Source organism: Moraxella sp. VT-16-12 (genome assembly GCF_002224245.2).
Lineage (GTDB): Bacteria > Pseudomonadota > Gammaproteobacteria > Pseudomonadales > Moraxellaceae > Moraxella.
Window position 1 is genome coordinate 135,211 of sequence record NZ_NKHK02000002.1, and the last position, 26,445, is coordinate 161,655.

26 protein-coding genes are annotated in these 26,445 nt (G+C 43.8%); 14 read left to right on the forward strand and 12 right to left on the reverse strand.

All coding sequences use genetic code 11. The features are described 5' to 3' along the window. Window positions 1-25: 25 nt before the first annotated feature. Genes CEW93_RS02420 through CEW93_RS02430 form a run of 3 tightly spaced genes read left to right on the forward strand, consistent with a single transcriptional unit; the run spans window position 26 to window position 5,076 of the window. On the forward strand, window positions 26-4,138 hold the full coding sequence (locus CEW93_RS02420) for a hypothetical protein (RefSeq protein ID WP_089539239.1): 4,113 nt from the start codon (window positions 26-28) through the stop codon (window positions 4,136-4,138). A 9-nt stretch (window positions 4,139-4,147) separates the two neighbouring features. After that, window positions 4,148-4,645: a type IV pilin protein gene (locus tag CEW93_RS02425; protein ID WP_089539240.1), complete on the forward strand. Its 498-nt coding sequence runs from the start codon at window positions 4,148-4,150 to the stop codon at window positions 4,643-4,645. Continuing rightward, a complete protein-coding gene (locus tag CEW93_RS02430) occupies window positions 4,645-5,076 on the forward strand; it encodes a type IV pilin protein (RefSeq protein WP_089539241.1) in 432 nt (143 codons plus the stop codon). Before CEW93_RS02425 ends, CEW93_RS02430 begins: the two co-directional genes overlap by 1 nt. A gap of 45 nt (window positions 5,077-5,121) precedes the next feature. Here the strand turns inward: CEW93_RS02430 and CEW93_RS02435 are convergent, their stop codons facing one another. Further along, complete coding sequence (locus tag CEW93_RS02435; RefSeq protein WP_089539242.1) at window positions 5,122-5,844, reverse strand: Bax inhibitor-1/YccA family protein; 723 nt, start codon at window positions 5,842-5,844, stop codon at window positions 5,122-5,124. Window positions 5,845-6,053: 209 nt separating this feature from the next. On the opposite strand from CEW93_RS02435, the gene CEW93_RS02440 reads away from it, so the two are divergent. The 3 genes from CEW93_RS02440 (at window position 6,054) to CEW93_RS02450 (ending at window position 9,991) form a co-directional block, all read left to right on the forward strand. After that, window positions 6,054-7,025 carry an NAD(+) kinase gene (locus CEW93_RS02440; protein WP_089539243.1) on the forward strand — a complete coding sequence of 324 codons (972 nt, stop codon included), beginning with the start codon at window positions 6,054-6,056 and terminating at the stop codon, window positions 7,023-7,025. 10 nt (window positions 7,026-7,035) lie between these two features. Further along, a complete protein-coding gene (locus CEW93_RS02445) occupies window positions 7,036-8,592 on the forward strand; it encodes a phospholipase D family protein (protein ID WP_089539244.1) in 1,557 nt (518 codons plus the stop codon). A gap of 70 nt (window positions 8,593-8,662) precedes the next feature. Then, a complete protein-coding gene (locus CEW93_RS02450) occupies window positions 8,663-9,991 on the forward strand; it encodes an MFS transporter (protein ID WP_186727876.1) in 1,329 nt (442 codons plus the stop codon). A gap of 8 nt (window positions 9,992-9,999) precedes the next feature. Here CEW93_RS02450 and CEW93_RS02455 read toward each other — a convergent pair whose 3' ends face one another. The 5 genes from CEW93_RS02455 to ispH are packed head-to-tail and all read right to left on the reverse strand — an operon-like array spanning window position 10,000 to window position 13,650. Further along, window positions 10,000-10,695 carry a ComF family protein gene (locus CEW93_RS02455; protein ID WP_089539246.1) on the reverse strand — a complete coding sequence of 232 codons (696 nt, stop codon included), beginning with the start codon at window positions 10,693-10,695 and terminating at the stop codon, window positions 10,000-10,002. Continuing rightward, entirely contained in the window at window positions 10,692-11,840 is a 1,149-nt protein-coding gene (locus tag CEW93_RS02460) for a phospholipase A (protein ID WP_255503912.1), read from the reverse strand. Before CEW93_RS02460 ends, CEW93_RS02455 begins: the two co-directional genes overlap by 4 nt. A 35-nt stretch (window positions 11,841-11,875) precedes the next feature. Next, window positions 11,876-12,343 carry a DUF3465 domain-containing protein gene (locus tag CEW93_RS02465; RefSeq protein WP_089539248.1) on the reverse strand — a complete coding sequence of 156 codons (468 nt, stop codon included), beginning with the start codon at window positions 12,341-12,343 and terminating at the stop codon, window positions 11,876-11,878. Between the two features lie 9 nt (window positions 12,344-12,352). Beyond that, a complete protein-coding gene (locus CEW93_RS02470) occupies window positions 12,353-12,685 on the reverse strand; it encodes a hypothetical protein (protein ID WP_089539249.1) in 333 nt (110 codons plus the stop codon). A gap of 32 nt (window positions 12,686-12,717) precedes the next feature. Continuing rightward, complete coding sequence (gene ispH, locus CEW93_RS02475; protein ID WP_089539250.1) at window positions 12,718-13,650, reverse strand: 4-hydroxy-3-methylbut-2-enyl diphosphate reductase; 933 nt, start codon at window positions 13,648-13,650, stop codon at window positions 12,718-12,720. Between the two features lie 209 nt (window positions 13,651-13,859). Between ispH and gmk the strand changes: the two genes are divergently transcribed. The 8 genes from gmk to priA all read left to right on the forward strand — a co-directional run bounded on the left by gmk (window position 13,860) and on the right by priA (window position 20,750). Beyond that, on the forward strand, window positions 13,860-14,480 hold the full coding sequence (gene gmk / locus CEW93_RS02480; protein ID WP_089539251.1) for a guanylate kinase: 621 nt from the start codon (window positions 13,860-13,862) through the stop codon (window positions 14,478-14,480). A 47-nt stretch (window positions 14,481-14,527) separates the two neighbouring features. Next, window positions 14,528-14,794 (forward strand): DNA-directed RNA polymerase subunit omega, encoded by a 267-nt coding sequence (gene rpoZ / locus CEW93_RS02485; RefSeq protein WP_089539252.1) that lies wholly within the window; start codon window positions 14,528-14,530, stop codon window positions 14,792-14,794. Between the two features lie 246 nt (window positions 14,795-15,040). Next, window positions 15,041-17,227: a bifunctional (p)ppGpp synthetase/guanosine-3',5'-bis(diphosphate) 3'-pyrophosphohydrolase gene (locus CEW93_RS02490; protein WP_089539253.1), complete on the forward strand. Its 2,187-nt coding sequence runs from the start codon at window positions 15,041-15,043 to the stop codon at window positions 17,225-17,227. Window positions 17,228-17,319: 92 nt separating this feature from the next. Further along, window positions 17,320-17,508 carry a hypothetical protein gene (locus CEW93_RS02495; protein ID WP_089539254.1) on the forward strand — a complete coding sequence of 63 codons (189 nt, stop codon included), beginning with the start codon at window positions 17,320-17,322 and terminating at the stop codon, window positions 17,506-17,508. Between the two features lie 10 nt (window positions 17,509-17,518). Beyond that, a complete protein-coding gene (locus CEW93_RS02500) occupies window positions 17,519-17,698 on the forward strand; it encodes a hypothetical protein (RefSeq protein WP_089539255.1) in 180 nt (59 codons plus the stop codon). Then, entirely contained in the window at window positions 17,658-17,891 is a 234-nt protein-coding gene (locus tag CEW93_RS02505; protein WP_089539256.1) for a hypothetical protein, read from the forward strand. The genes CEW93_RS02500 and CEW93_RS02505 overlap by 41 nt, the downstream gene beginning before the upstream one ends. Before the next feature lie 72 nt (window positions 17,892-17,963). Beyond that, on the forward strand, window positions 17,964-18,341 hold the full coding sequence (locus CEW93_RS02510; RefSeq protein WP_089539257.1) for a RidA family protein: 378 nt from the start codon (window positions 17,964-17,966) through the stop codon (window positions 18,339-18,341). A gap of 144 nt (window positions 18,342-18,485) precedes the next feature. Continuing rightward, window positions 18,486-20,750 (forward strand): primosomal protein N', encoded by a 2,265-nt coding sequence (priA, locus tag CEW93_RS02515; protein WP_089539280.1) that lies wholly within the window; start codon window positions 18,486-18,488, stop codon window positions 20,748-20,750. 111 nt (window positions 20,751-20,861) lie between these two features. On the opposite strand, the gene CEW93_RS02520 is transcribed toward priA, so the two are convergent. From CEW93_RS02520 to CEW93_RS02545, 6 genes are all read right to left on the reverse strand, one after another. Continuing rightward, complete coding sequence (locus CEW93_RS02520) at window positions 20,862-21,434, reverse strand: hypothetical protein (RefSeq protein ID WP_146416630.1); 573 nt, start codon at window positions 21,432-21,434, stop codon at window positions 20,862-20,864. Between the two features lie 487 nt (window positions 21,435-21,921). Beyond that, window positions 21,922-23,385 carry an NAD(P)H-hydrate dehydratase gene (locus CEW93_RS02525; protein WP_089539259.1) on the reverse strand — a complete coding sequence of 488 codons (1,464 nt, stop codon included), beginning with the start codon at window positions 23,383-23,385 and terminating at the stop codon, window positions 21,922-21,924. A 125-nt stretch (window positions 23,386-23,510) separates the two neighbouring features. Then, window positions 23,511-24,290: a hypothetical protein gene (locus tag CEW93_RS02530; protein WP_089539260.1), complete on the reverse strand. Its 780-nt coding sequence runs from the start codon at window positions 24,288-24,290 to the stop codon at window positions 23,511-23,513. A gap of 17 nt (window positions 24,291-24,307) precedes the next feature. Then, window positions 24,308-24,811, reverse strand: coding sequence for a pilin (locus CEW93_RS02535; RefSeq protein ID WP_089539261.1), 504 nt, complete (start codon window positions 24,809-24,811; stop codon window positions 24,308-24,310). Between the two features lie 124 nt (window positions 24,812-24,935). Beyond that, window positions 24,936-25,472, reverse strand: a complete 537-nt coding sequence (locus tag CEW93_RS02540; protein WP_089539262.1) for a pilin — start codon at window positions 25,470-25,472, stop codon at window positions 24,936-24,938. Window positions 25,473-25,965: 493 nt separating this feature from the next. After that, the gene (locus CEW93_RS02545; RefSeq protein ID WP_089539264.1) at window positions 25,966-26,262 is read right to left on the reverse strand and encodes a hypothetical protein; all 297 of its coding nucleotides are present in this window, start codon (window positions 26,260-26,262) and stop codon (window positions 25,966-25,968) included. Window positions 26,263-26,445: the final 183 nt, after the last annotated feature.

Sequence of the window (26,445 nt, forward strand, 5' to 3'; positions counted from 1 at the left end):
TCATACAGTTAGGAGAATCATCAAGATGAAAAAATACACATTAAAAAGTCTTACCAGCGCCGTAACATCTGTCATGGCATTGCTTGCACTTAGTGCACAATCAGTTAAAGCGGCGGATATAGAAATCTATCAGTCATCTATGGGTAGTACCACCACACTCATGCTAATGCTGGACATTTCGGGCAGTATGAATGTAAGCCACTCTGCTCACGATGATTTTAACCTACGCTCAGGTGATGGTCCGCAAGCAGGTAACGACAACACACGCATTGCCACACCCTTACTGGATAGATTGGAGACACTTAATCCAAGTTTTCGTCGCAATCGCAATAACAGGGGGCAAATTACAGAAATCTACTCACAAGTTAAATTTAACACCATCACCAACTGGGACGGGATCAATCAAGCAGAGGCTCAAAGAGAACTAAGACGCTACCTAAACTGGTCTCCTAACAGCTACTGCCAAACGGCTGGCATGGCACGATATTGGCGAGAAGTGGGGGACTCCAACCGACAAGCAACCTTGATTACTGAAAATAATGCTGATGGCAGAGGATACAGTCGAACATATTGCCGTGTTCCTGTGGATGCCACTACCATTGACCCCAAATATTGGTCAAATGCAGGTAGGGCAGCTGTGGGTGCAAGCTGGATTATGGATCCTGTGATTGGTTGCCCCACTTATGACACCAATAATGATGGCAGACCTGATGAACGCCGTTGTTATGCTCGTATAGACCGACTAAAAGACGCACTATGGGACGTTATTAATGGTAATCCTAGCAAAGGCATCACTCCTTTGGGTGATAATATTATATTAGGCGTCTCCACTTTGGGTCTTGGCATGGACAACACGGGCATCCCATGGAGCCCAAATAATCCTTTAAGTTCCGGTGCTGGTCGTTGGTGGCATCGTGATTTGGGGGCAATTCGCGTACCTGCACGCCCCCTAGGAGATATGGTTGGTGGTGTTTCTCAACGCGAACTGCTTAATAACTATATTCGTACCATGAGACCGATTGCGTCCACCCCAACAGCTCGCTCTTATACTGAAACTGCCTCTTATATGCTTGGCACTACCACCCTACCTAATAACAAACAGTTAAGAGAAACTGACTTAGTTGATACAGGTACAGGTGGTCATCGTTCATGTACTGCATGGGGCACAACACCCATTGCTGTTCCTAACAGTACGCTAACTGTCCTACCATGTACACGATGGGAATTTGCTGATAATGCCAAAGGTGGTAACAGCTCTTGGCAAATGATTGATGGCTACACCATCGCTGCCAATCGCTTTACAGGACCTCATGAATGGGCAAATGTACGTCGCCCCAACGGAAGCCCAACTGCTTATACAGGAGCTGGTGAGCTATTGGGGGTGGATAGAACTAGGGGGAGAGTATTTTTTGGCTATGGCAGTCTTTCCCCCACTGGCTTTCCAATGTCATCTCCGGACAGTAAAGACCCTAGCAATCCAGATAAGTATCTAGCCCCACCATCATTACTCAATCAAACAAAGCCTGAATGTAATGGACAAGGCATTTATGTACTCTCTGATGGTCAGCCCTCGGGTCGTCCCAATGAGCTTACTCAAATGAAATTAGCCTTAGGAAATAAGGGAAGTACATTTACTTGTGGTGGTGGATTTCAAGATGTTGTTGGTCAAACTGATGGCTTACAAAATGATTGGCAATGCATATTTAGCTTTGCCGAAACATTATTAAACCCAAAAACCAACCCTCTTGGCATTAGTTTTAAAACCGCAGCCGTTGGCTTTGCTCGTGAATATACACAAGGTGGTCTGCCAGCTTATGATCCCTCTTTGGGTAATGACGTTCAAGCAGATCGCATACGTTTAAATTTAGCTAAAATTCCTGCAAATGACAATAGTGATATTGCCAACTTTGCCCGTTGGGGTATTCGTGGTGATGGTGGCTGGTATGCTGGTTCTAGCTCCCAAAGTGTGGTTGACAGCATTAATGGCTTTGTCGCTACCTTAACCACAGACATTCCAAATACTGCCACAGGTCAGCCCTTTATCCCCATTGACCCACTTAACCCATTAACTCGTATGAGTGATGCTTATTACGGTTCATTCATTCCCAAAATCAATGCCAATAACAGTTTTTGGGTAGGTGATATGAACAAATATCAAGTCAAAAGCCAACTTTTATATGGTAAAGATAATAAAAAACTGTTTAATGCTTCAAGTGGACTTATTAATCCTAACGTGATTGGTTTTTGGAGTGATAATAACAAAAATGGCATGACCGCTTTGCTACCCCTAAGAGCCAATGCTCGCCCTGTGTTCACCAATCATACCAGTAATAGCAATGCTGCCTTAACCAAAGTTACTCTTGATGCTTTGTTTGATGGTAGTGGTGCTTTAGTAAGTGATACTGCCAACCGTAACGCATGGCTCAACCTATTGGGTTATGACGTACCCTTAAATGGCACACCAGTTGCCTCTAAAACCGCACCTGAGCTTAGTAACTCACCTGAGTTGCGTCAGGCAGGGGCAGTCATGCACTCAACACCCATCGTGCTTACCCAAAGTGGCACACCTTCAAATGCTGCCTCTCGCGAAGATTATGTCTTGTTTGGTAGCACACAGGGTGTTTTACACGTGGTGGACAGCAAAACTGGTGTAGAAAAAGTCGCCTTTGTTCCCAAAGAAATGATGGCCAACCAAAAACAAAGCTTCCAAAATGTAGATGCAACCACTAGCGGACTGCTTTGGGGTATTGATGGTCCATGGACAGCTTATACCCAGTATGTCCCCAATACTGGTGGTGGCGTTACCGTCAAAGGTGCTGAACCCACCAGTTCAGGCGACTTGATTGGCAAGGGCGTACAATGGGTTTATGGCGGTCTGCGTATGGGTGGACGTAGTTACTACGCTTTGGATTTGTCTGATATTGATAATCCAAAAATCAAATTCCACATTGACCCTGCCTCTGCTCCTGCTGGCTCGCCTTTATCTTTTATGGGTCAAAGCTGGTCTAAGCCTACGCTTGGTTTTGTCAACTGGGAAGGCTCACGTCGTTTGGTGATGTTTGTGGGTGGTGGTTATGATATGGGTTATGAGACTCGCACCTACAATCAAACCAACGGCACAGGTGGTGGCGTGTATATGTTTGATGCTCATAATGGTGAGCTTTTATGGTGGGGCAGTAGCCATGCCAACACCAGCACCACCGCCAAATATACCAACAATGCCAACCTAAAATACAGTGTGGTAAGCAATATCTCTACCTTTGACCGCAATAATGATGGTTTGGTGGATAACCTTATCTTTGGTGATTTGGGCGGTCAGGTGTTCCGTGTGGACTTAGATAACTCAGGGTCTGCCACTCCCACCAACCGTGTCGTACGCCTATACAACGGTCATCAAACAGGTGGACTGTCCCCACGTTTTTATGAATCACCCAGTTTATCTGCTCACAAACAAGATGGTGTGGCAGGGACATTTGGCGTCATCTCAGTTGCCTCAGGCAACCGCAGTTCACCTTTGGCAGAAGGGGCAGAAAGTGCCAAAGATGCGTTGGTAGTACTTTATGACCATGATGTTTTAAAAGGTACAGCAACAGTTACAGATGCACCCACAGACAATCTGACCGATTTTACTGGCAAAGACATGAATGATGCTAGCAACGAAGTTAAAGCAACTGCTGGCGTGCAAGGCTGGAAGTACTACCTAAGTGCTACTGCTGGTAAACTCAAAGGGTACGGTTCACCTCGTGTGGTGGATAATTTCCTATTTTTAACCACTTATACACCTGATGGCGGCACTGTTCAGCAAAATAGCTGCAATGCAGGGATTGTGGGTGATAGTTATCAAGAGATTTTTTGTATGCCAGGAGGTGTTTGCACCACCAAACAACAATCTTTATTGGGAGGTACAAATGCCAACATCACACCTAATGGCTCACAATATCGCACTCAAATCGGTGTAGGTATCGTTCAAGCCGCTGTTGGCACCAAAGATGCCAGCGGTGCATCAAGTAACGAAAACCGAATTGTTGCACCCAAAGTGGACTGCACTGCCAACCCGAATAATCCTGCATGTCTGACTGAATTGTCAAGCATCACCAACAAACCAACGCGTTGGTATGAAAAAGAATCAAGAAATTAAGGAAATGCCATGAATAAACAAACAGGTTTTACACTGATTGAACTCATGGTGGCAGTCATGGTGGTGGCAATTCTTGCTGCCATCGCCTTCCCTAGCTATCAAGAGTACATGCGCAGACAAAATTTGGCACTTGCCAAGCAAGAGATGATGATTATCGCAGGTGAGCTTGAACGCTTTAAAGGCAAAAATTTTAGCTATAAAGGCTTTGATGGCTCGGCATTTTATACAGATTTTGACAGTACAGCAGGTACATTACAAACTCCTATAAACAAGCCAAACAAGACTCACACCATCACGCTCATGGACGCCGATAGCAAGCTTCCCTTAACAGATGCCAACTCCAACGGGCTAAACTGGACAATTATAGCAATCAGAAATACACCCATTGACCAACGCAACTATGATGTGCTGTTGCGTAGCGATGGGGTGCGGTGTCAAACCAAAGATGAAAATAAAGTCAATGATGGCAACTTTACAGATTGTGGTCCTAATTTGGAGAACTGGTAATGCAAAAAGGATTTACTCTACTTGAAGTATTGGTGGTGGTTGCCATTGTGGGGATATTGGCAGCGATTGCTTACCCTTCATATCAGGAATACGTCATCAAAACTCGCCGTGGCGACATGCAATCTGAAATGTTACGCATTGCCCAAGAAGCTCAGCGTTATCAGGTCAGCAATCGTCGTTTTAATGGCATGACACTGGCAAACCTGAGTAGCTCAGGCAGCTACCCATCAGGTACCGCCTACTACACCCTAGCCATCACCACAAGTGCCACAGGCAATCCTGCCATACATAACGCATGGGAGTTAATTGCCACGCCCATCTCAGGCACAAGCCAAAGCAATGATGGCGTAATTTGCCTTAACAGTCAAGGACACAAACATTGGAGCAAAGGCGGTACAAATTGCACATTGTCTGCCGCATCTACTTGGTAGTAAGCATAAAAAAGCACCCATCAGGGTGCTTTTATTTTGTCCTAATCAGTCTTGTAGATAACCAATCAGACGAGTAAACTCAATGTACATCCACACAAGTGTTGCCAAAATACCAATACCATGCACCCACTCAAAGTCTTCGTCCACACCCCAAGACACGCTACGTTCTACATTATCAAAATCCAGTAGCAAACTAAACGATGCAATCAAAGTAACAAAAGCACTAAATCCAATAGCAAGCAAACCGCCATCAAACAACAAAGGAATGCTACTACCAAAAATAAAGCTCATGCCAATTTGAATCATATACACGATAAAAATCGCAATACATGCCGACATGATGATGGAGCGAAATTTTTCAGTAACCTTAATCACACCTGTGGCATACAAAGTCAGCATGACCGCCGCTGTAACAAAAGTTGCGGATAATGCCATCAATGGTACAGATGGGAATTTAAAAAATGCAAAAGCACTAATTGCCCCAACAAATACCCCTTCAATGAGTGCATAAGGCACTGCCAAGGTTTTTGCTAAATGTGGTTTAAAAGCAATCAATAACCCCAACCCCATTGCCGAAAAAACCGCCACAAGCGATAACACAGACACGATACCTGCTGGAATCGCACCAAACAACACCCCAAAAAATATCCCAAAAGCTGACAAAGCGGTCAGACCCAGTAAAAATGCTGTTTTTTTGACCACACCACCTACTGTCATAGGCACAGCACCTGTGGTCAGCTCGGTACGACTGATGATAGGATTTGCCATAATTTTCCTGTAAAATAAAATGAATGATGACGAATTTATACAATAAATATTTTAAAAAATCAATCAACAAACCCAAATATTAATAAAATTTTACAAACTAAATACTGTCTTGCCATTTTTGATGGACAAACTGACTTTGGGCGGATTTTGCTTGAACTTCATCTAAACTTTGAGTATGATACACCCACCATTATCAGCCATCATCTTTTATGAATGATATTTCACCTTTTTTATACAACAGTCGTTTTAAACACATCGGATTGATTGGACGAGCTGGCAAAAGTAGCGTTACTCACACCCTAAATCAACTCATAGACTTACTACATCGCTGGGGTCTTGTTACCATCATTGATACCAGCACTGCCAGCATTGAAGGGATTTTGATTGATTTTAACCACACCGACGAAAATCACATTAAAATCGTGCCACGTCAGCGTATGGGTGAATATTGCGACCTTGTCATTGTGGTTGGTGGTGATGGCTCTATCCTACAAGCAGGGTCATTATTGGCAGGAACGGGCGTGCCAGTGCTCGGGGTTAATCGTGGGCGACTGGGCTTTTTGGCAGACATCAATCCCGACCAACTAGAAAAACAACTGACTGACATTTTAAACGGACATTATCACACCGATGAGCGTTTTTTATTAAAAATGCAGGTCATTGGCGAAGATGATGACAATGTTCCTACTGTTTTTCATGAAAGTTTTGCCTTAAATGACGTGGTACTACACGCAGGCAAATCAGTACATACCATTGATTTTAGCTTACACATTGATGACATTGCGGTTTATCGCCAACACGCAGACGGGCTTATCATCAGCACCCCCACAGGTTCAACCGCTTATTCACTGTCAGCAGGTGGCCCCATCATCCATCCAAGCCTTGATGCCATTTGCCTTGTTCCCATGCATCCGCATACCCTATCTTCTCGCCCCATCGTGGTGGCAGGCACAAGCAAAATTGCCATTAATATCAACAAAGACAACCGCACCCTACCTATGGTTAGCTCAGACGGTGAAGCCAGCGTGCCTGTTGATGGCAATCAAACCTTACTCATCACCAAACACGATAAATCGCTGATTTTGTTGCACCCTATTGGCATAGATTTTTATCAAGCCTGTCGCACCAAGCTCAATTGGAGCTTATATAGTGATGAGTTTGCCTTAGTAGAAGACAAATGATTGCACAATGATGAGCAAGATAACAAACAAAGGGCTGGTTTGGTGGCAGGTGATGACTGTTGTCTGCTTGCTGACTGCTTGTCAAACTCTACCAAACACACCACATTTGCCAGACAGCATCTCTTTGAGCAAAAAAACGCAAACGCTTGCCATCACAGCACACCACCCCCTGTTTGCACAACTTGACAGCACCGCCAAACAATACCCCACTTTATCAGGTTATCGGCTCATTGCCTCAGGGGCGGACGCTTTACTATTGCGTCATGAACTGACTGACATGGCAAAACACACCATAGACATACAGTACTATATTTGGCATGACGATGAAGCAGGGATTGCCATGCTAAAAAAACTCTGGCAGTCAGCCAATCGGGGCGTGGTGGTGCGACTGTTGCTTGATGATTTTCGCAGCACGCCTGCACTTGACCAGCTGTTATTAGATTTTGATGCTCACCCAAATATTGCTGTACGCCTTGCCAATCCTATGGTTTATCGGCGTTTTAAACGACTGAACTTTTTGACCTTACCAGTTCATGCCAACACCAGAATGCACAACAAGAGCATGACCTTTGACCGCCAAATCAGCATTATTGGTGGGCGAAACATTGGTAATGAATACCTAAATAGCCACAAAAAAAACAACTTTGCTGACTTAGATGTGTTGTTGGTAGGAAAAACTGTGGCAGACATTCATGACAGTTTTGAGCATTATTGGCACGCTGCAACCGCTTTTGATGTCAAAACCTTGGTCAGACCCAATAAACACACGCCATCTTTTGAATGGACAGACCAAGACACCAACCAATACCAACAAGGCATTTTTGACCACACGGCAAACCTTAGCCCAAAAACAGGGCAACTGCCACTAAGATGGCGAATGATAAAATTTTTTGCAGATGACCCCACTAAGCTTAGCAATCACGCTGATGGTCAAGGACTTATGGTAGAGCAGCTCCGTGAATACATCGGACAGCCCAAACATCATCTTAGTATCATCTCATCTTATTTTGTACCAACCAAACAAGGCGTGCAAATGCTTGCCAGCCTAGTCAAACAAGGCGTCAAGGTGAGTATTTTAACCAATGCCTATTCTGCCACAGATGTGCATTCGGTACATTCAGGTTATGGACACTGGCGTAAAGCCTTGTTGATGGCAGGCGTTCAGCTCTACGAATCCAAGCCTGATGCCATCAACCCCACCCCGCCCACACCACCAACCACCATGAGCCTGCACGCCAAAGCCTTTGCGGTGGATACTCAGCAGGTATTTATCGGCTCATACAACATTGACCCACGCTCCGCCAACACCAACAGCGAGCTTGGTGTGGTGATTGACGATGATGCTCTTGCCACACATTTTCATCACGCCCTAAACAACCTAGACACCCCAAACCCCACCTTACTTTATCAAGCTTACAAAGTGGAACTTGATGACAAAGGACACCTGCAATGGCGAACCTTTGAAAATGGTCAAGAGATTATCCACCACAAAGAGCCCAACATGACATGGTTACAAAAATCTAACGTTGCTTTACTAAGCATTTTGCCGATTGATGGGTTATTATAAAGCAACTTTTCTTAACTTTGATAAAATTTTAAACACATTCATGAAATAATTGAAAATGACTGGATTTTTTATGCCAAATACCACGCTAAACTCGGCTCATGTTTTTTTGGTGTGCATTGCCAGCATGGTGGCGGGCGTGGGGTTTTTTGGGGTGATGACATTTTTGTACATGACTGATGTCTTAGGCAAACTATTTTTTAGCCAAGACAAAGATTGGGTGTACCATCTGCAAATTATAGGGCTGTTTATCATCAGCTATGTTGCCATGCCACTTGGAGGATTTTTGATTGGGCGTTATGGCGACACACACGGCAGACGACCTGCACTCATCATCAGTTTACTGATGATGGCAATATGTACACTCATCATGGGGTTTTTGCCCACCATCGCTCAGGTTGGCATGATGGCACCACTGTTATTCATCATCGCCAAACTTGCTCAAAGCATGGCTTTTGGGGGGCTGATACCTACCTTATGGGTCTTTGTCAGCGAACATCTGCCAAGCCGTTACGTGGGCTTGGGGCTTGGGGTGGTAAGTGCCATCTCGTTGATGGCGATACTGGTGGTGCTGGGACTGATTTTTATCTTAGAAAGTCAGATGACCCAAGAGCAAATCTTGCAAATTGGTTGGCGAATCCCTTTTATTGTTGGGGGCATATTGGGTTTAATTTTACTCATGCCTGTCTATCGCTTGGACGAAACGCCCGCCTTTGGCAAGCCAGAACACACGCCCATTGACACACCGACACTAAGCATTCACACCTTTGCCAAACAAATCCATCCAAAAAAAGACGGGCTGTTTTATCGCTTTATCAGTCAGCATTTGGCAGTACTGTTGCCCGCCATCACATTATCTTGGCTGTCCATCAGCTTGATGGTCATCATTGCTTTGCTGCTACCAAACCTTATCAATGCAGGTTTTGTTTTGTCCGAAAGCATCTTGCGACTAGGCAACATCATTAGTATCGTATTTATGATGATAGGCTGTGTGTTTTATGGCTTTATGGTGGATTATACAAACGCCAGTAAGGTCATGTCCTTGGGTGGGTTGTTTTTTATTTTACAAACCATGCTGTTTTTTGGGCATCTTAGCTCAGGGGGCGGACTGATTTTGATATTTTTTGCCTTACTTGGGTTTTCTGGGGGCATCATCGCCACCGCTCCTGTGGTCGTGGTTCGGCTGTTTGATGTGTCGTCTCGTCTGACTTATGTTGGCATGATTTATGCCATTGTCTATGCTTTGGTGAGCGGTGCTTTACCATTTGTGCTAGGTTATGCCACGTTTCATGTACGTCTTGCCCCTGCATTATATTTGGCATTGGTGGTCATCACGGCGGTTTTTATCAGTTTTTATGTGTATCATTTGCCATCAGCACAAGCTGAAAAACGCTTGGAATAGCCAGCCATCTACCGCCCAAACTCAGGCAAATGCAGCCCTTGTTTACCATGTAGTACACAAGTGGCAATCAGTTTGGTGTTTGGGTATTTGGCACGCAACAGCTGAGCCATTGCTGATAAGGTTGCCCCTGTAGTTACCACATCATCAAACAATACCACTTGATGTGCTGATAAAGACTCTCTAAGATAAAAGTCATTTTGAACGTTATTTAAACGCTCATCTCTACCAAGTCCACGCTGATGTGTGGTATTTTCATGGCGTTGTATGCCTTGCCACAAGGGAATTTTCCAAACATAAGATAAAAATTTAGCCAAGGTCAATACAGGATAAAACCCCCGCTTCGCCAGTCTATCAGGTGTGGTGGGTGTTGGAACAATGACCGCACGTTTTGTCAATCCACGTGGACGTGGCAAGTGATACAACAGATGATACAGCACCATCAGTGCCGATAGATTTTCGTTATCTTTATAAGCACTCATCACATGATTTAGGGGTGTTTCATAAAAAGCCCCCACCAAAAGTGGCACACCATCAGCGTGTAGCACTTTTGATGGTTTGTTTAGGGCGTGATGGCACTCTTGGCACACAAGTGCTGACCCAATAGGCTCAAATAAACCACCCCCACTTGGCTGATGACACAGATGGCAAGTGCGATAAAAACGACTGCTCAGCAGTGCCAGTCCATGTGAAGGCAGTTTTATCACAGACCCATCCAGTCGTTTAGCATGATACCCACGCCCACGCCCGTAGATTCGTGGTTATAATCCACGATGGATTGACCATAGCCTTGAAACAGTTGCACATAGCCACTTACTCCTTTACCAATGGGGTGCACATAATCAATCTGCAACGCCCCTTTGCCTGTTTTCGGGTTGTAGCGAGCCGTACCTGAGATGTTATTGCCACGTTCTAGCTGATACAACACCCGAACATCGCCATAACCATAATAATCCATGATGTCTGGGTTGTCATCAGGCTTGGAGCTATCCCCACTTTTGGCAATACGCCCCCACAAGCGTGGCATGACCGTCAGCCTACCCCATTCCATGCCTGCCATCAGATAAGCCCTATTCCACGAACGAGACAAGGGGTCATCTTCACCATTGGAGTGATGCACCAAACCTGCTCCCAACATTCTTAATTTGCCATTAAAAGGCAAATCAGCTTTTACAGGCTGAGTAATAAACATCTCTGGCTGATAATCATGAGCCCGAAATGGACGTGAATGATTTTCATTATATACTTGCCAATGCGACTGCTGTGTATAGCCAAACCACAAATCAGCATTTGTGCCAAATAAATCTTCCATTGCCTTTGATTTAAAAGATACTTGGAATTTTAGCTCAGCGTTACGCATCTCATCACTAGGATAGTGTTTGGTGGGTTGATTTGGGGTTGCTGGATGGTGATTTGGCTTGCCATTGACAAATAATGGCAAAATATACATTGGGTTGTGTGGGCGAGCATGCCACAATCCTGAATCGCTGTTTTTGTCCAAATCATAAGCCAAGCTTAAAGGGGTGAATTTATCAGCATTTGGGGCGTTGCGATTAAAACTATCAAACGTCTGCTGAGTGTGAGAATCAGGCTCAGCCAGCACGATTTGCGGGTCGCCTTTTAAGGTACTTACCACCGTTTGCGATAAATGCAATGGGCGTTTTTCCTTGATGACAGATGGCTCATCACCTTGGGCAACAGCATCAAAACACGCCAAACGAGACGAATCATTTGCCACTGATGCACATTCAAAAAACAAGGCTTCATAATCAACCTGCTCATTGTTTTGAGCAAAACTTTGGCTTGCCAAAACAGACATTGCCAAAATGCTCAGTTTACTTAAAAATTTCATAAAATACTCTCTGATGGGGATAAAACTGACAAAAATCATTCATATTGCTGTCCATCATGGCGTATATAACCACCTTGATGACGACCTGCTGGGTCATGATGCGTCCAATGCACCACACCACCTTTATCGGTATATTCATATTCACCATAAAAATCAACATCATCACCCTTAGCCAATCCTGCCACCCTAGGGGCTAGGTCAATGTTATGAGCGATAAGTACGGTCTGCTGATGACCTTCTAAACGTACGATAAATTTTTGGTGGCGTGAGCCTTTGTTGTCATCAGCTAAGATTGCAACAACCGTGCCACAGCCTTTGACCTGAACATCAGAACGACCAGCTTTAAAGCTATTAATGATGACATCATTTTGGCAAGCGTGTTTGGATTTGTTGTCTTGTTTGCTTTGAGTGGGCTGAGCTGGGGCGGTTGGTGTGGCATTAGGACACGCCACAAGTAGCACTGACGATACCAACAACACCAAAGTTAAGCTTAATTTTTTCATCATTATGTATCAGTTGGATTTGATATGCTCTGCAATTTTTTGTCTTAATGCACGAGCGTCTTTTGCATCTTGATGATTGATGGTTTTGTGGTTTTTGCCATTTTTGGTATAAATGTTAATGCCACAGCCACGTGTGCCACGACCTTCACAATAAAACATCACTTTATCAATGTCCGCATAAGCAATATGCACTGGTGCGTTATGATAAAACTCCAAGACCACACCATCATCAATCAAAACAACATGATTAGCAAGTTGTCGCTCTTTATACGTGATATAAGCAATCAACGCCATCAGCATTAGCACCGCCCATATCAACAGTCCAGTCTGCGAAGGTTTCACCCAATCACCTTTTGACGCTTACCCCTTTTGCCTTATCTTAATGCCTTGGGCAAACTAAACGTTACGTTTTCTTCTATACCTGACAGCTCGGTAGGTGCATCCGCTCCCCACGCCTGCAAAGTGTCTAGCACTTCTTTGATTAGCACCTCAGGGGCAGATGCACCTGCGGTAACGCCCACACGTGCCACCCCATCAAACCACGCTTTATCCATCTGAGCAGCATTATCAATCAAATACGCCTTTGCTCCCAAACGCTCGGCAAGCTCTCTTAAGCGGTTAGAATTTGATGAGTTGGGACTGCCAACCACTAGCACCACCTGACAGGCTTTGGCAAGTGATTTGACTGCATCTTGACGGTTTTGAGTGGCATAACAAATGTCGTCTTTTCTAGGGGCATTGATTTGGGGAAACCTGCCCTTTAAGGCATCAATCACCTGCCTAGTGTCGTCCATAGACAGCGTGGTTTGTGTTACAAAAGCAAGCTCTTTGTCTTTGTTAAAGTTTAATTTTGCCACATCATCCACATCTTCCACCAAATGAATGCGACCGCCAAAACTGGTATCAAATCGCCCCATCGTGCCTTCTACTTCGGGGTGTCCAGCGTGTCCGATTAAAATGGCGTCCATGCCTTCTTTGGCAAACTTACCAACTTCTATATGCACCTTGGTTACCAAAGGGCAAGTGGCATCAAACACCGTCAAATCACGGCGAGTAGCTTCGTCTTCCACTGCTTTGGAGACGCCATGTGCTGAAAAAATCACAATCGCCCCATCAGGCACTTCGTCCAACTCTTCAACAAACACCGCCCCACGGCGAGCCAAATCTTCCACCACAAATTTATTATGCACCACTTCATGACGCACATAGATGGGCGGTGCAAAACGTCGCAGTGCTTCATTAACAATGGCGATGGCTCTGTCCACGCCTGCACAAAAGCCCCTAGGATTGGCAAGTAAAATCTGCATAGGTTTCTCAGCTTAAAATGTGCTTACTTTATCATATTTTTTTAAAAAATACCCAAATATCCTGATAATTTTGGTGCATTTGACCATGATGGGCAGGATTTTGAGCAAATTTTAATCATTTTAAAGCAAAAATTTGGCGTTTAATCTTAGGCTGATTTTTGATAAAATGACACCTTCAAAACATCAATTCCTGCACCACAAGGCACAGCATGAACAAATCAGGCACACTCTTTATCATCTCAGCAGCATCAGGCACAGGTAAAACATCTTTGGTCAAAGAACTGCTTGCCACCACCGATAATTTGGTCGTTTCAGTATCGCACACCACCCGTCCGCCCAGACGTGGCGAAATTGATGGCACACATTATTATTTTGTCAATACAGATGAATTTATGGATATGGTCGCCCAAAGCGAGTTTTTGGAACACGCCCAAGTATTTGGCAACTACTATGGCACCAGCAAAACTGCCGTCAGCGACCTATTAAAAGCGGGTATTGATGTCATCTTGGAGATAGACTGGCAAGGTGCTTTGCAGGTAAAACGTCAATTTGCCAATGTGGTGATGATATTTATCTTGCCCCCCAGTCGCCTAGCTTTAAAAGACCGTTTGACCAACCGAGACCAAGACAGCACGCAGGTCATCAATACCCGTCTGGCAGGTGCGGTGCGTGAAATGCAAGAATATGTAAATTTTGATTATGTGGTCATCAATGATGATTTTGCCACCGCATTATCAGAGTTAAAAGCCATCATCACTACTTATCGCCTTGCCATCACTCGTCAAAGTGTCGCCCACGAAAAACTCATTAGCGAACTTTTAAAAGGCTAAATTATTTGCTATAATAATTAATTCACAAAATTTTAAAGAGAGCAAACATGGCACGAGTTACGATTGAAGACTGCTTGGCAAATGTGGACAACCGTTTTGAGCTGATTTTGGTGGCGTCTCGCCGTGCCCGTCAGCTTGCCACAGGTCGTGTAGAACCCACTTTGCCCCCAGAAAACGACAAGCCCACCGTACTTGCGTTACGTGAGATTGCCACAGGTAATGTTACTCGTGCGATTTTGGACGAGCCTGAGGAAGTTTATACCAAAGAAATCCCAAGTTTTGATTTGACTTTATCAAACAATAGCGGATTTTAAACATCTTTTAATCCAAAAAGCCGTGATTATCACGGCTTTTTTTGTTGGTGATGATTGGTGCTTTTGGCTTGGTCATTCATAAAATGGTAACAATTTATTCTAATGCTTGACAAAATATCTAAAAACTGATTTATTATAGTAAATTTTTTGATACAGCAATGGGCAAAATGCTTTGGCATCTGCCTATTTTTTACCCCACAAAAAACCATAATGGGGGAATTTTAACCAAGATTGAATGGTGTTTTTATGATTGAGCTAGCCAACTACCGCCCGCACGACATTCCTGACCACCTAAGCCACCCACTTGTGGACGATGCCAAAGACAGTCTGTTGCACGCCATCAACTATCTGGATAAAAAAGACCGTGATGACATTGTTCGGGCGTGTCATTTTGGTGATGTTGCCCACATCAAGGACAAACGCAAATCAGGTGAGCCATACATCACTCACCCCATTGCTGTGGCTGAGATTATCGCAGGCTTTCGCTTGGACAAAGACACCATCATCTCAGCGATACTTCATGACACCGTAGAAGACACCGAAGTGAGTGATGAGCTGCTTGTGCAAGAATTTGGGGAGACGGTCGCCCGTTTGGTAGATGGTGTTACCAAACTCAAATCATCTAGCATGAGCAAACAGCAAAGCAAAGCTGCCACCTTTCATAAAATCTTAGCTGCCACCATCATTGACCCCAGAGTGCTTATCATTAAGCTGTCTGACCGTTTGCACAACATGAGTACGCTTGATGCGGTGCGTGAAGAAAAACAAAAATCCACCGCCCGTGAGACTTTGGATTTTTATGTGCCATTTGCTCGCATCATGGGGCTAAACGACATCGCTGATTATATTGAACTTTTGTGTTATCGCAACCTAAATCCTGCCATGTACACCAAGTTTAATGACAAACTGCTACAACATGGACTTGGGCGTAATTTTCAAAAAATAGAAATCAGCACCTATCTACAAAACCTGCTCACCCAGCTTAATTTGCATGGACACGTGCAAGTGCTGGATAACCGCACCAGTATGTATCGGCAGTTTTTTAAAAATCGTGGCGACATGAACCGTCTGATACGTCAATATGATTTTGAAGTGGTGCTAGATGACATCAAAGAGTGTGATAAACTTGCCTATTATTTGGTGCAAAAATACGAAATATCAGACCACAACATCAAAGACAATATCCGCAAACCCTTAGCGGGGGGCATTCAGTCTTTGACGCTTATCTATGAAAAAGACCATAATTTTATCAAAGTTACCATCATGACCCAACGCATGAAAGACGCATCACGTCTTGGGGTCATCAGCCGTGATAAAGGCGACATCAGCCAATCTGTTGTCCAAGCCAGTTTGCGTAATCTACAAGAGCTACTTGGCAAAGAAAGCGATGAGATGAATGATGTAACGATGGTGATTGATGATTTGATAAACTATCTGCACGAACGCAAAATCGTCTGTTATAGCCCCCAAGGTCGTGCTTATGAGCTGCCCCGTGGCTCAACAGCTCTTGATTTTGCCTATGCGGTTGGACCTGCTGTGGGCAATATTGCCACCGGAGCGGACATCAATGGCGAACATGGCAAACTTGGCTTGGTGTTGGCTGATGGCGACATGGTTAGCATTGATACTGACAAAAACGCCACTCCAAAAGCAGATTGGCTTGGTTTTGTGGCGACCAATAAAGCCCGTAATGAGATTTTAAAATTTTTAAAACGCCTGCCTGATGACCAAAAAGTACATTATGGCAAAGAAGCACTCATGCGTGCTTTACAAAATTATGACAAACGCATTGAAGATTTGACCGATGGCGATTGGGCAGACATCATCGCATGGCGTGGGGTATCCACCCAAAACGACATTTACCTACAAATCGCCACAGGCACACTGCTGCCACAACTTGTGGTGTCTCGCTTGTTTAGCGAAGAAGTGGACATCGCTGATGGGCAAGAAATCACCCAATCAAGACACCTGATTGCAGGGATTAAAGGTGTGGAAGTTACTTTTGCCAAATGTTGTAATCCCATCTATGGCGACCCTGTGGTTGGTCATTTGTCTCGTCAAGGCTTGGTCATTCACCGCCACAAATGCTACTCCCTAGAAGAAATCAGAAAAACCACCCCCTACCAAGTCGTGCAGATGAATTGGAAACCTGATATCAAGATAGACCACAAAGCCCAACAGCTGCATTTCCCTGCCACATTGCGTGTCTATGCCATGCTCACAGGCGAACAAATCAGCCAAGCCATCTATGAATTACGCACCCTTCATGTGGGCATTGAAGAGACATCCGTCAAAGCCGAAGACAAAGGCACAAAAAACAAAGGCACAACCATACTCAAAGTGGTGGTACGCTCCCGAGAGCATTTAGAAGAAGCGATAGAGACCCTACGCCAAACATTGGGCTACCCAAACATACAGCGTTTATATCAGTAAAGACTGAAAAATACTTGAATGATGGGTAAGCTTGGTTTATGATAATCACATAACAAAATTTACCCAATCTTCCCCAAGATAGGAGAAATGCCATGTGCTGTAAAATTGACCTAAGCTCTCAAAAAGATGCTCGCCATTTTCTTGGCAAACAAGAGCCTGACCTATTACCAAAAACCGCCGACAATGTCGCAGGGAGTATCGTTTACACCAATCGACCTGCCATGAGTGCCTTTGATAAAATGATGGCATATTTTCGTGCCAAAAAATCTGCCCAATATTAAAAGGGTTATCATGCGTACATTAACCATGCGTGTTATTATGGTGTCAGCCTTGATGATGGCGATGACTGCCCATGCTCACAACAACCACGCCATCAAAGTCATGCCCTTTGCGTTTTTACAAGAAGGTCAAATTTGTACTGATAAGCACTTTGCCAAAGGACAAAAATACCATTTTACCCTTAAAAAATAATCAAGGCGACCACATCACGCTACAAAGCAGCAATGTCAGCTACGCCTTGTCTTATCCAGATGGCAAATACCTAATCTTAGGTGGCGACCAAGCAAGTGATGTTTTGGTAAATTTATTTGATGCGGGTCGCTACATCTTAACCATCACCAAAGATGGCATGGGTAAAATTTGTTTAACGCCATCTTGGTCATGATAAACCAAGCACAAAACTGTGGTATTGATGGCGGATTATTTATCAAGTAGCTGTTTTATTTAAGGATTTTTTATGTCAAAACAAATCATTCACACAGACAACGCCCCAAAAGCAGTCGGAACATACTCCCAAGCGGTCAAAGTTGGCAATACTGTCTATGTTTCAGGTCAAATCGGTCTTGACCCCACCACCATGACTTTGCGTGATGGCTTTAACGCCCAAGCTCGCCAAGTTTTTGATAACCTAGAAGCCATCATCGAACAAGCAGGTGGCACATTATCAGACGTGGTGAAATTTAACGTTTCTTTGACCGACCTAAACGACTTTAATGAGCTGAACACCATCTTTGAAGAACGTTTGACTGCTCCCTATCCTGCTCGTGCTGCCGTACAGGTCGCCGCTTTGCCAAAAGGTGCTGTGGTAGAGATAGAAGCCATCGTGGCACTATAACTGACCAAAAAGCGGGCTAGGCTCGCTTTTTTACAATCCGCTTTATGTGTGGCACAGTTTGATGGTCAATGCTGTGCTATTTTTTGCATTTGTTTTTATGCTAAAATGACATTTTTATATCAATTTTTATATCAAAATGTCATCATGATATTATTACAAATCGCCCTACCCACGCCACTTTATCGCTGTTTTGATTATCTGTGTCCGCCTAAGTTGCCCATACCATCTGTGGGCAGTCGGGTATCTGTGCCATTTGGTCGCCAAACGCTCGTTGGTGTGGTCATCGCTCACCCATCAGACAGCGACGTGCCAAAGGATAAATTAAAACCCATCAACGCCGTCATTGATGAAATACCCATCATCAATGATGACAGTTTGGCATTGGCGTTTTGGCTGTCATCTTATTATCATTATCCCCTTGGTGAGACCTTAGCGGTCATGCTCCCCACGCATATTATCCAAGGCAAAGCCCCGCCAACCACATACGCCCTATCTGCCAACGAACCTGACCAAATCCCCAGCAAAGACCGCCCAAAACTTACCACAAAACAAACCCAAGCCCTAACACTCATCAAAGAGCAACCTTTTATCCGTGATGATACACTACGCAACATGGGTATCAGTACCGCCACCATCAACGCCTTGCTAAATAAATCGCTCATCAGCAAACACCCACCCATACCAAAACCACCCAAAGTGCAAGGCACACCACTTAACCTAAATGACGAACAAGCCCAAGCCCTATCAGCCATTACCCACGCTCTTGATAAGGGGATTTATCAAGGCTTTTTGTTAAATGGCATCACAGGCTCAGGCAAAACCGAAGTTTACCTACACGCCATCGCTCGTGCCTTAGCTGATGGTAAACAGGTGTTGGTACTTGTGCCCGAGATTGGTCTGACACCACAAACACTTGCTCGTTTTCGTGCACGTTTTGACGCTCACATCATCGCCCTTCATTCAGGCTTATCTGACAGCGAACGGCTATCAGGCTGGCAAGCGTGTCGCACAGGGGACGCACAGATTGTTATTGCCACTCGTTCTGGTATTTTTTATCCTTTTTGTCAGTTGGGCTTGATTGTGGTTGATGAAGCCCATGACAGCTCCTTTAAACAACAAGACCATCTTCGCTATCACGCCTGCGATGTGGCATTGTATTTGGGTTTTTGCAAAAAAATCCCTGTTGTGTTAGGCACAGCCACCCCCAGTCTTGAACAATACAAGCTCATCGCTGATGGTAAACTCACCGAATGTAAACTCACCAAAAGGGCAGGCAATGCTGACACCGCCCAATTTCACCTAGTAGATAAAAGACTTGGCACGGTAGGACACACAGACATACACGGCGTGTTTCATCATGGAGAGCTTGCCATAGAGACCATCAAAGCCATCAAAGCCACCTTAGAGCAAGGTGAGCAAGTGATGGTGTTTTTAAATCGGCGGGGCTTTTCACCCATTTTATTGTGTGGCGCGTGTGGTTATCAAGCCGACTGTGTGCGATGTAGCAGTCATTTAACTTTGCACAAATCCACGCTAAAACAAGCCACTCATGCCAACGCCAGCTATTTGTACAATCATCTAAAATGCCATCATTGTGGCTATCAAATCAAAACGCCCACACAATGCCCATCTTGCCACAGCCCAAATCTGATTCATCTTGGTCAAGGTACCAGCCAGCTTTATGAACAACTGCACGCCCTATTTGCCAACCCCCAAAATAGCGATGTGGTCTATCCCATTCACCAAATAGACCGTGATACCGTACAAGGCAAAACAGCGTGGGATAGACTATATGACGAAATCAATACCGCCCGCCCCATGATACTCATCGGCACACAGATGATAGCCAAAGGTCATCATTTTGAAAACGTAACGCTTGTGGTGGTGGCAGATGCTGACATAGGGTTTTTATCGCCCAATTTTCGCTCTCCTGAACACACCGCCCAAACCATCATGCAAGTCTCAGGACGGGCGGGACGGGCAGGACGAGCAGGTCATGTGCTGATACAAACCTACAACCCCCAAAACCCCGCCCTAACCATGCTCATCAAAAGCGGTTATGAAGCCTTTGCCAAAATGCTCCTAAATGAACGCTGTCAGTTAGCCCTACCACCTTATAGCCACGCCGTACTGATAAAAGCAGATGCACGCCACTATGACACCGCCAAAAACGCCATCATTCACGCCAAAACTCATCTTAATCACTTTGAGCATGATTTTGCAATATTAGCACCGATTGATGCTCCCATCGTCAAAAAAAATAACCGCTTTCATGTACAAATGCTCATACTTGCCAAACACCGCCCCACTTTGCATGGCATACTAAACATATGGTGGGAGCAAGTACTCGCCCTACCCACATCAAAAGGCGTGCGACTGATGATAGACATTGACCCTATGGGATGGTAGCTTGATGTGAAATACAAAATGAATGCCACTTTTATGAAATGTAAAGCAACTTCTTTGCCAATGAAATGTTATTAAATGTGAGTATCAGACGGTAATTAACCCGACATCACCTCACATTTTGTTTTTAAACTTTCTATTATATCTTGGCAACGAAAAATAAGAGAATAAAATACACATACCATTAAAAAATATCACCACAATAATATTGATAATATTATTGGTTCTAATCTCATCTAACCAATGATTATAACTGCGGATTTGTTTGCCATCTTTTTCTAAAATGACGATTTGCAATTTGTCATTTGAATACATTAAAAAATCTGGCTGTTGATACCAACCAACTTTTACCTGTGTGTTTTCATACTCCTCAGGAAAGTAGCAGTTGCTGTTACTGCCCCTACTTACCGCAGTATAATCACAACTAAAATCTAGGTATTTTTTTGTATTTGAGTCATAAATTTGATAATAATAAACACTGGTGCCTTTTATGGCTTTTTTTTGCAATCTTTTTCTTAAAATACCTTCAGTATATTTTAATTCATTCTCTTGTGGTATGTATCTATGATATCTCAGAACACCAAAATTAACGGTTATTAATATAGCAAACGAAAGAAACAGTAAAAGTATAAATATATCACCAATATCTAACTTATTACCGTTATTTAATATCTTTAAAAAGTTCATATCAATTAACCATCATGGACACAAAAAATTGTGGCATTATTTTTTGATTAAAGAATAATCAATTTTTATTGTTTTAGATGATAGTCATTATATCTTATAAAAATAAGTTTGCCACGATTTTTATTAATCATACAAACCCAACCAAAATGTCGTATTTGTACCAAAATACGCCATACGAAGTTTTCTCTGTTGGTTATTTATATAAAAGCCATCACAATACAAAATGCTGGGTTTAATAGGGCTTATGACAAAATTAAATCAAAAAATATTTTAATGGTGATATACCCATAGGCTAGAAATAATTTTATTTTATCTTTATTGAGAATGGCAAAAAACTTAAAAATAATCATAAAGCCAGCCATGTGTATTTAGAGAAATTTTACAAAAAGCCTATGCTGTATTTGGCATTTTACCAGTGGTGGAGTGATGATTGGCATAGCTTAATATAGAAAAACAATGACCCATTAGCTCACTTATACAGGATAAGTCAAACCATAAATCCACTTAACGCACCTGCCATTTGACACGCCAACACTTGACCATTTTTTGCAAGTTCATCACCTGCTAGGGCATGAAGTTTCACACAATCAGACAGACTGACTCGCCCTACCAGCCCTGCAACAACCCCACTTAGCACATCTCCCATGCCTGCCGTTGCCATCATTGGGTTGCCAAACGGACATACAAACAGCTTGTCATGCTCTAACACCAGTGTTCCTGCTCCTTTTAGCACCCAATCGCCACCATATTTTGCACGCAGGTTGAGTATTGCTTGATGTCTGTTTTTGTCTATGTCATTGCTCGTCATGCCAAGTAGCCTGCCCGCTTCTGACGCATGGGGCGTAGCTATCACCCCATCAGGCAGTGTTTTTGAACTGCTCGCCAACCAGTACAATCCATCAGCATCTAGTACGACTTTTTTGCCTGTTTGTCCCATCAGCCACGTCATAAACTGCTCAAAAACAGCCTGCCCCCACACATCACGCCCAAGCCCCATACCAAAGGCAATCGTATCCACTTTATCCAAAAGGCGTGTCTGATTTGCTAGGTCGTTGATGTCTTTTACCATCACATTAGGACTGCGAGCAAGTATTGCTGTATGATGGTTTTTGTGGCACATGATGGTAACTTTACCTGCTCCAACCGCCATCGCTGACTCGCCTGCCATGATGACCGCACCGCCCATCTCATGATGACCGCCAATGATAAGCACATGACCCAAATCGCCTTTATGAACATGACTTGGGCGAGATGGCAACACAGGCTGAACCGTATCCAAATATCCCATCGGCACACAATCAACATCAGGAGCAATGATGGGTATCAAGATAACTTGACCTGCATAATCTTTTCCGCAACCTGTCAGCAGTCCCATTTTTAGCCCAAGCACGCACAGTGTCATGTCTGCTTTGATGGCAACTGGCAAAGGATAGCCTGTATCCGCCACAAGACCGCTTGGCACATCTAGCGATATTTTTAGCCCTTGGCGAGTGTTTAGCTCTTGCACCAAATCAACATGAGAGCTGCCAAGCTGTCTGTCCAAACCACTACCAAATAAGGCATCTACATACACATCTGCCTGTTCAAGCTCATCTGCCATCTTAACCGTCTGCACAGCACAATCATAAGCACGAATACAGTCGGCAGAAACTGGCACATCAGGGGCAAATACCGCCACCTGATACCCCATCTGAGCCAAATAATACGCCACCAAATAACCATCACCGCCATTATTGCCAGCACCACAGCACACCAAAATGCGTGTATTGGTCTGGTATGAGCGTTGTATTAATAGTTGCTCTATTTGGCACGCCATCAGATACGCTGCCTGGCTCATCAGGCCATAGGAGCTGTTACCCTTATCAAACCAACGCTTCTCCCATGCTTTGATGGTGGCGACATCATAGACGGGGTGGTGTTTTTGGTGGGTGGTGAGATGGGTTAGGGGCATGATATTTCTGTTCCTTAAAACCTACCTAAATCTACCCAAGAGCAAATTTAGCGTTTAATTCCTACTGGTGGCAATTTCTACGTTATCATTATCTTGATAATTATATACTATCAAAAATACCCACATCACTCAAATCCATCAATATTCACATAGCCAACAAAATTTGCATCCTTATCCATCAACACAATCCACTCTTTTTCTAATGCACTTGTAAATGGCAAATAATAAAGTTCATTGATTGGAGTGCCACTTTTGGCGATTCCTCTATCTAATTCACGTTTTTGTGTTGTAGATAATTTATCTGTATTTATGGCACTGACAGGCTTGATTTTTTCTTTAACCTCTGGCAACACCTCATCATAAGACTGCCACCAACTAGGACGTACACTAGGCTCAATACCCTCCAACCCCAAGTTTACACTCTCAAAAAATTCTTTTTCACTCTCAGCACGGCGAATGCCTATCTTATTTACGCCAAATAAGGGTATCTTTTGTAACTCTTGTGGTGCATTGTTTATGTCCGACCAGTCTATCTCAGATTTGGCAACTAAGGTCATACGGTCTCTTTCAAACGACACCAACACAGGGCGTGCCTTTTCAAGTGTATAAATCCCATAACTTAATGCCAAAAGCTGTATAATGGCTATCAATGTCAAATCTAAGGTCAGCTCTTTTTTGGATTTTTTTGGGTTTGCTAACAATAGTGTAATAAGCGGACCACACACCACATCAACTGCCATGATTAATAAAAACAGATTTAACCCACGAGTTAAATGCTGATATGGGTGAGGAAACCATAGCCAAAACACGAGCAGTCCCACTCCACACGCTATCATTATACTGATAAAAATGTGCCATACAAACAAATACAACCTAAGATTTTTTTGTTTTAACTGATTTAACATACTTGTTTCCAAATTCACTATTTGCATTCTGATGGCACATATCGCTGTGGCAGGGTGGCAGCTGTGCTAGGAACGCCCACAAAACCATTCGCCGTTGCCCCTGCTGACAGACAACGCCACTCTGTCTGTGCCTGTGGTGGTGTAAACCGCGCTGTACCAACAGGTAATATTGTACCACGAGGTGCATTAGGCACAAAATGCAATATACCACCTCCTGCACTAGCTGGTGTGGTAATGGTAATTACCCCTGTGGCAGGGTCAATGACCGCTCCACTGGTATTGGCAGTAACAACAGTTGCTGTAAATCCTTGGGAATAACCCTGTGTACTAGAAGTTGGATTGCCTGCTGCAAGATTATCTTGCACATGCAACTTGAGAGAACTGGCAACAGTAATGCCCTCAGACACCCTAGCACGCACCGTATAGTCCTGATAAGCAGGTAAAGCAATGGCCGCCAAAATACCAATAATAGCAATCACAATCATCAGCTCAATCAATGTAAAGCCTTGCTCAATCTTCATCTTTTTACTCCAACAAATCGTTGTGTTATCATATCTATATGCCTATACGGCATTTACCCACTTATTAGGTGCAAAAACCCCACCAAAAGGCAGGGTTTTTGCGGCTTGTAGGACAAGCGGTAGATTATTTGCACTCAGAAGGGGCAAAACGGGCTGGTAGAGTACCTGCTGCAAAGCCAGCAAAGGTAGAAGTTGCACCGTTAGCACCACAACGCCATTCAGTTGCACCGTTAGGTGGGGTGAATGCAGCAGTACCAGTAGGTAGAGCAGTACCAGCAGGAGCGTTAGGAGTGAAAGTCAAAGTACCGTTACCAGCGTTGGCAGTAGTAGTTACAGTGATGATACCAGTAGCAGCAGCAATATCGGCAGCAGCAACGTTTGCAGTCGGAGCAGTAGCAGTCAAGCCACTGTTACAGTTAGTACCAGCAGCAGCCACACAGCTAAAACCAGTTGCATAACCAGTAGCTAGACCACGTGGGTTACCAGATGCTAGGTGATCTTGTACAGAAATCTTAGCAGAGCCAGCTAGAGTGATAGCTTCTGATACACGAGCACGCACAGTGTAGTCTTGATAAGCAGGTAGAGCAATCGCCGCTAGGATACCAATGATGGCGATAACAATCATCAATTCAATTAGGGTAAAACCTTTTTGAGCATTCATAATGAACTCCTTCGTTCATGGTGGGCATTTGCCCGTTAGTTAAAATCTACAAGAAATCTGTTTTTTGTTCTTGCTTACACCCAAACTGTTGCAGATGATATGCCAACTTTTAATATCCATGCCAAAATGGCAAATTAAAATGTTAAGGAACTGTAACTTTGATTAAAACATCGGCAGTTTGACAAATTTTGAGTAAATTTTGCAATCATTTTTTAAGATTTTTAAAAAAATCGTGGCGTAATGATGATTTTTTGTAAAATTTAGCCCCACATCGCCCCACCAATGCCAATGCCCCTAAATGACAATTTTTGTCAGCATACGCCTGAAATGTAAGCGTAACATTTGCAAAATCCGCCACTACCGTTAGGGCTGTTATCGTTTTGTCAAAAATACTTGGTAAATTGTTATCAAATGGTAAAAAGCGAGTAAACACTTGTCATTTTGGCATAAAAAACCCTGATAAACATCAGGGCTGTGAGCGGTGTGCCAAAAATTAGTACTTTTGGTCTTCGGACACACGGTCTTCGGCTTTCAGCTCGCCATCAGTTTGAGTGTCTGCCGTTTGGTCGGCTTTTGGCTCATCTGTCTTTGCAGGCTCATCGCTTTTGCTTTCGTCAGCTTTTGGTGCTGTATCGCTGGCTGGCTGGGTTTGGGCAGCGGCTTCGGCTTCTTTGGCGACTTGCTCGGTGGTGGCTTTGTCAGCTTCTGGGGCAGGCTCTTGTTTTGGCTTAGAGCAAGCCACCAAAATCAATGCCACAGCAATACCGCCTAGGACATATCTTAGTTTCATGTTTTACTCCACAAATAACACGCACAAGGCGTAATGGGTCAGAATAATGGCAATTTATCATACATTGATTTATAAAAATTTGGTCGCATTTGTTTGATGCCCCCATAAATTACCATGATGTCTTAGTTTATCAGATACCGCACATTTCACAAGCCCCAACCATAAAATGTAACAAAAAGTAAC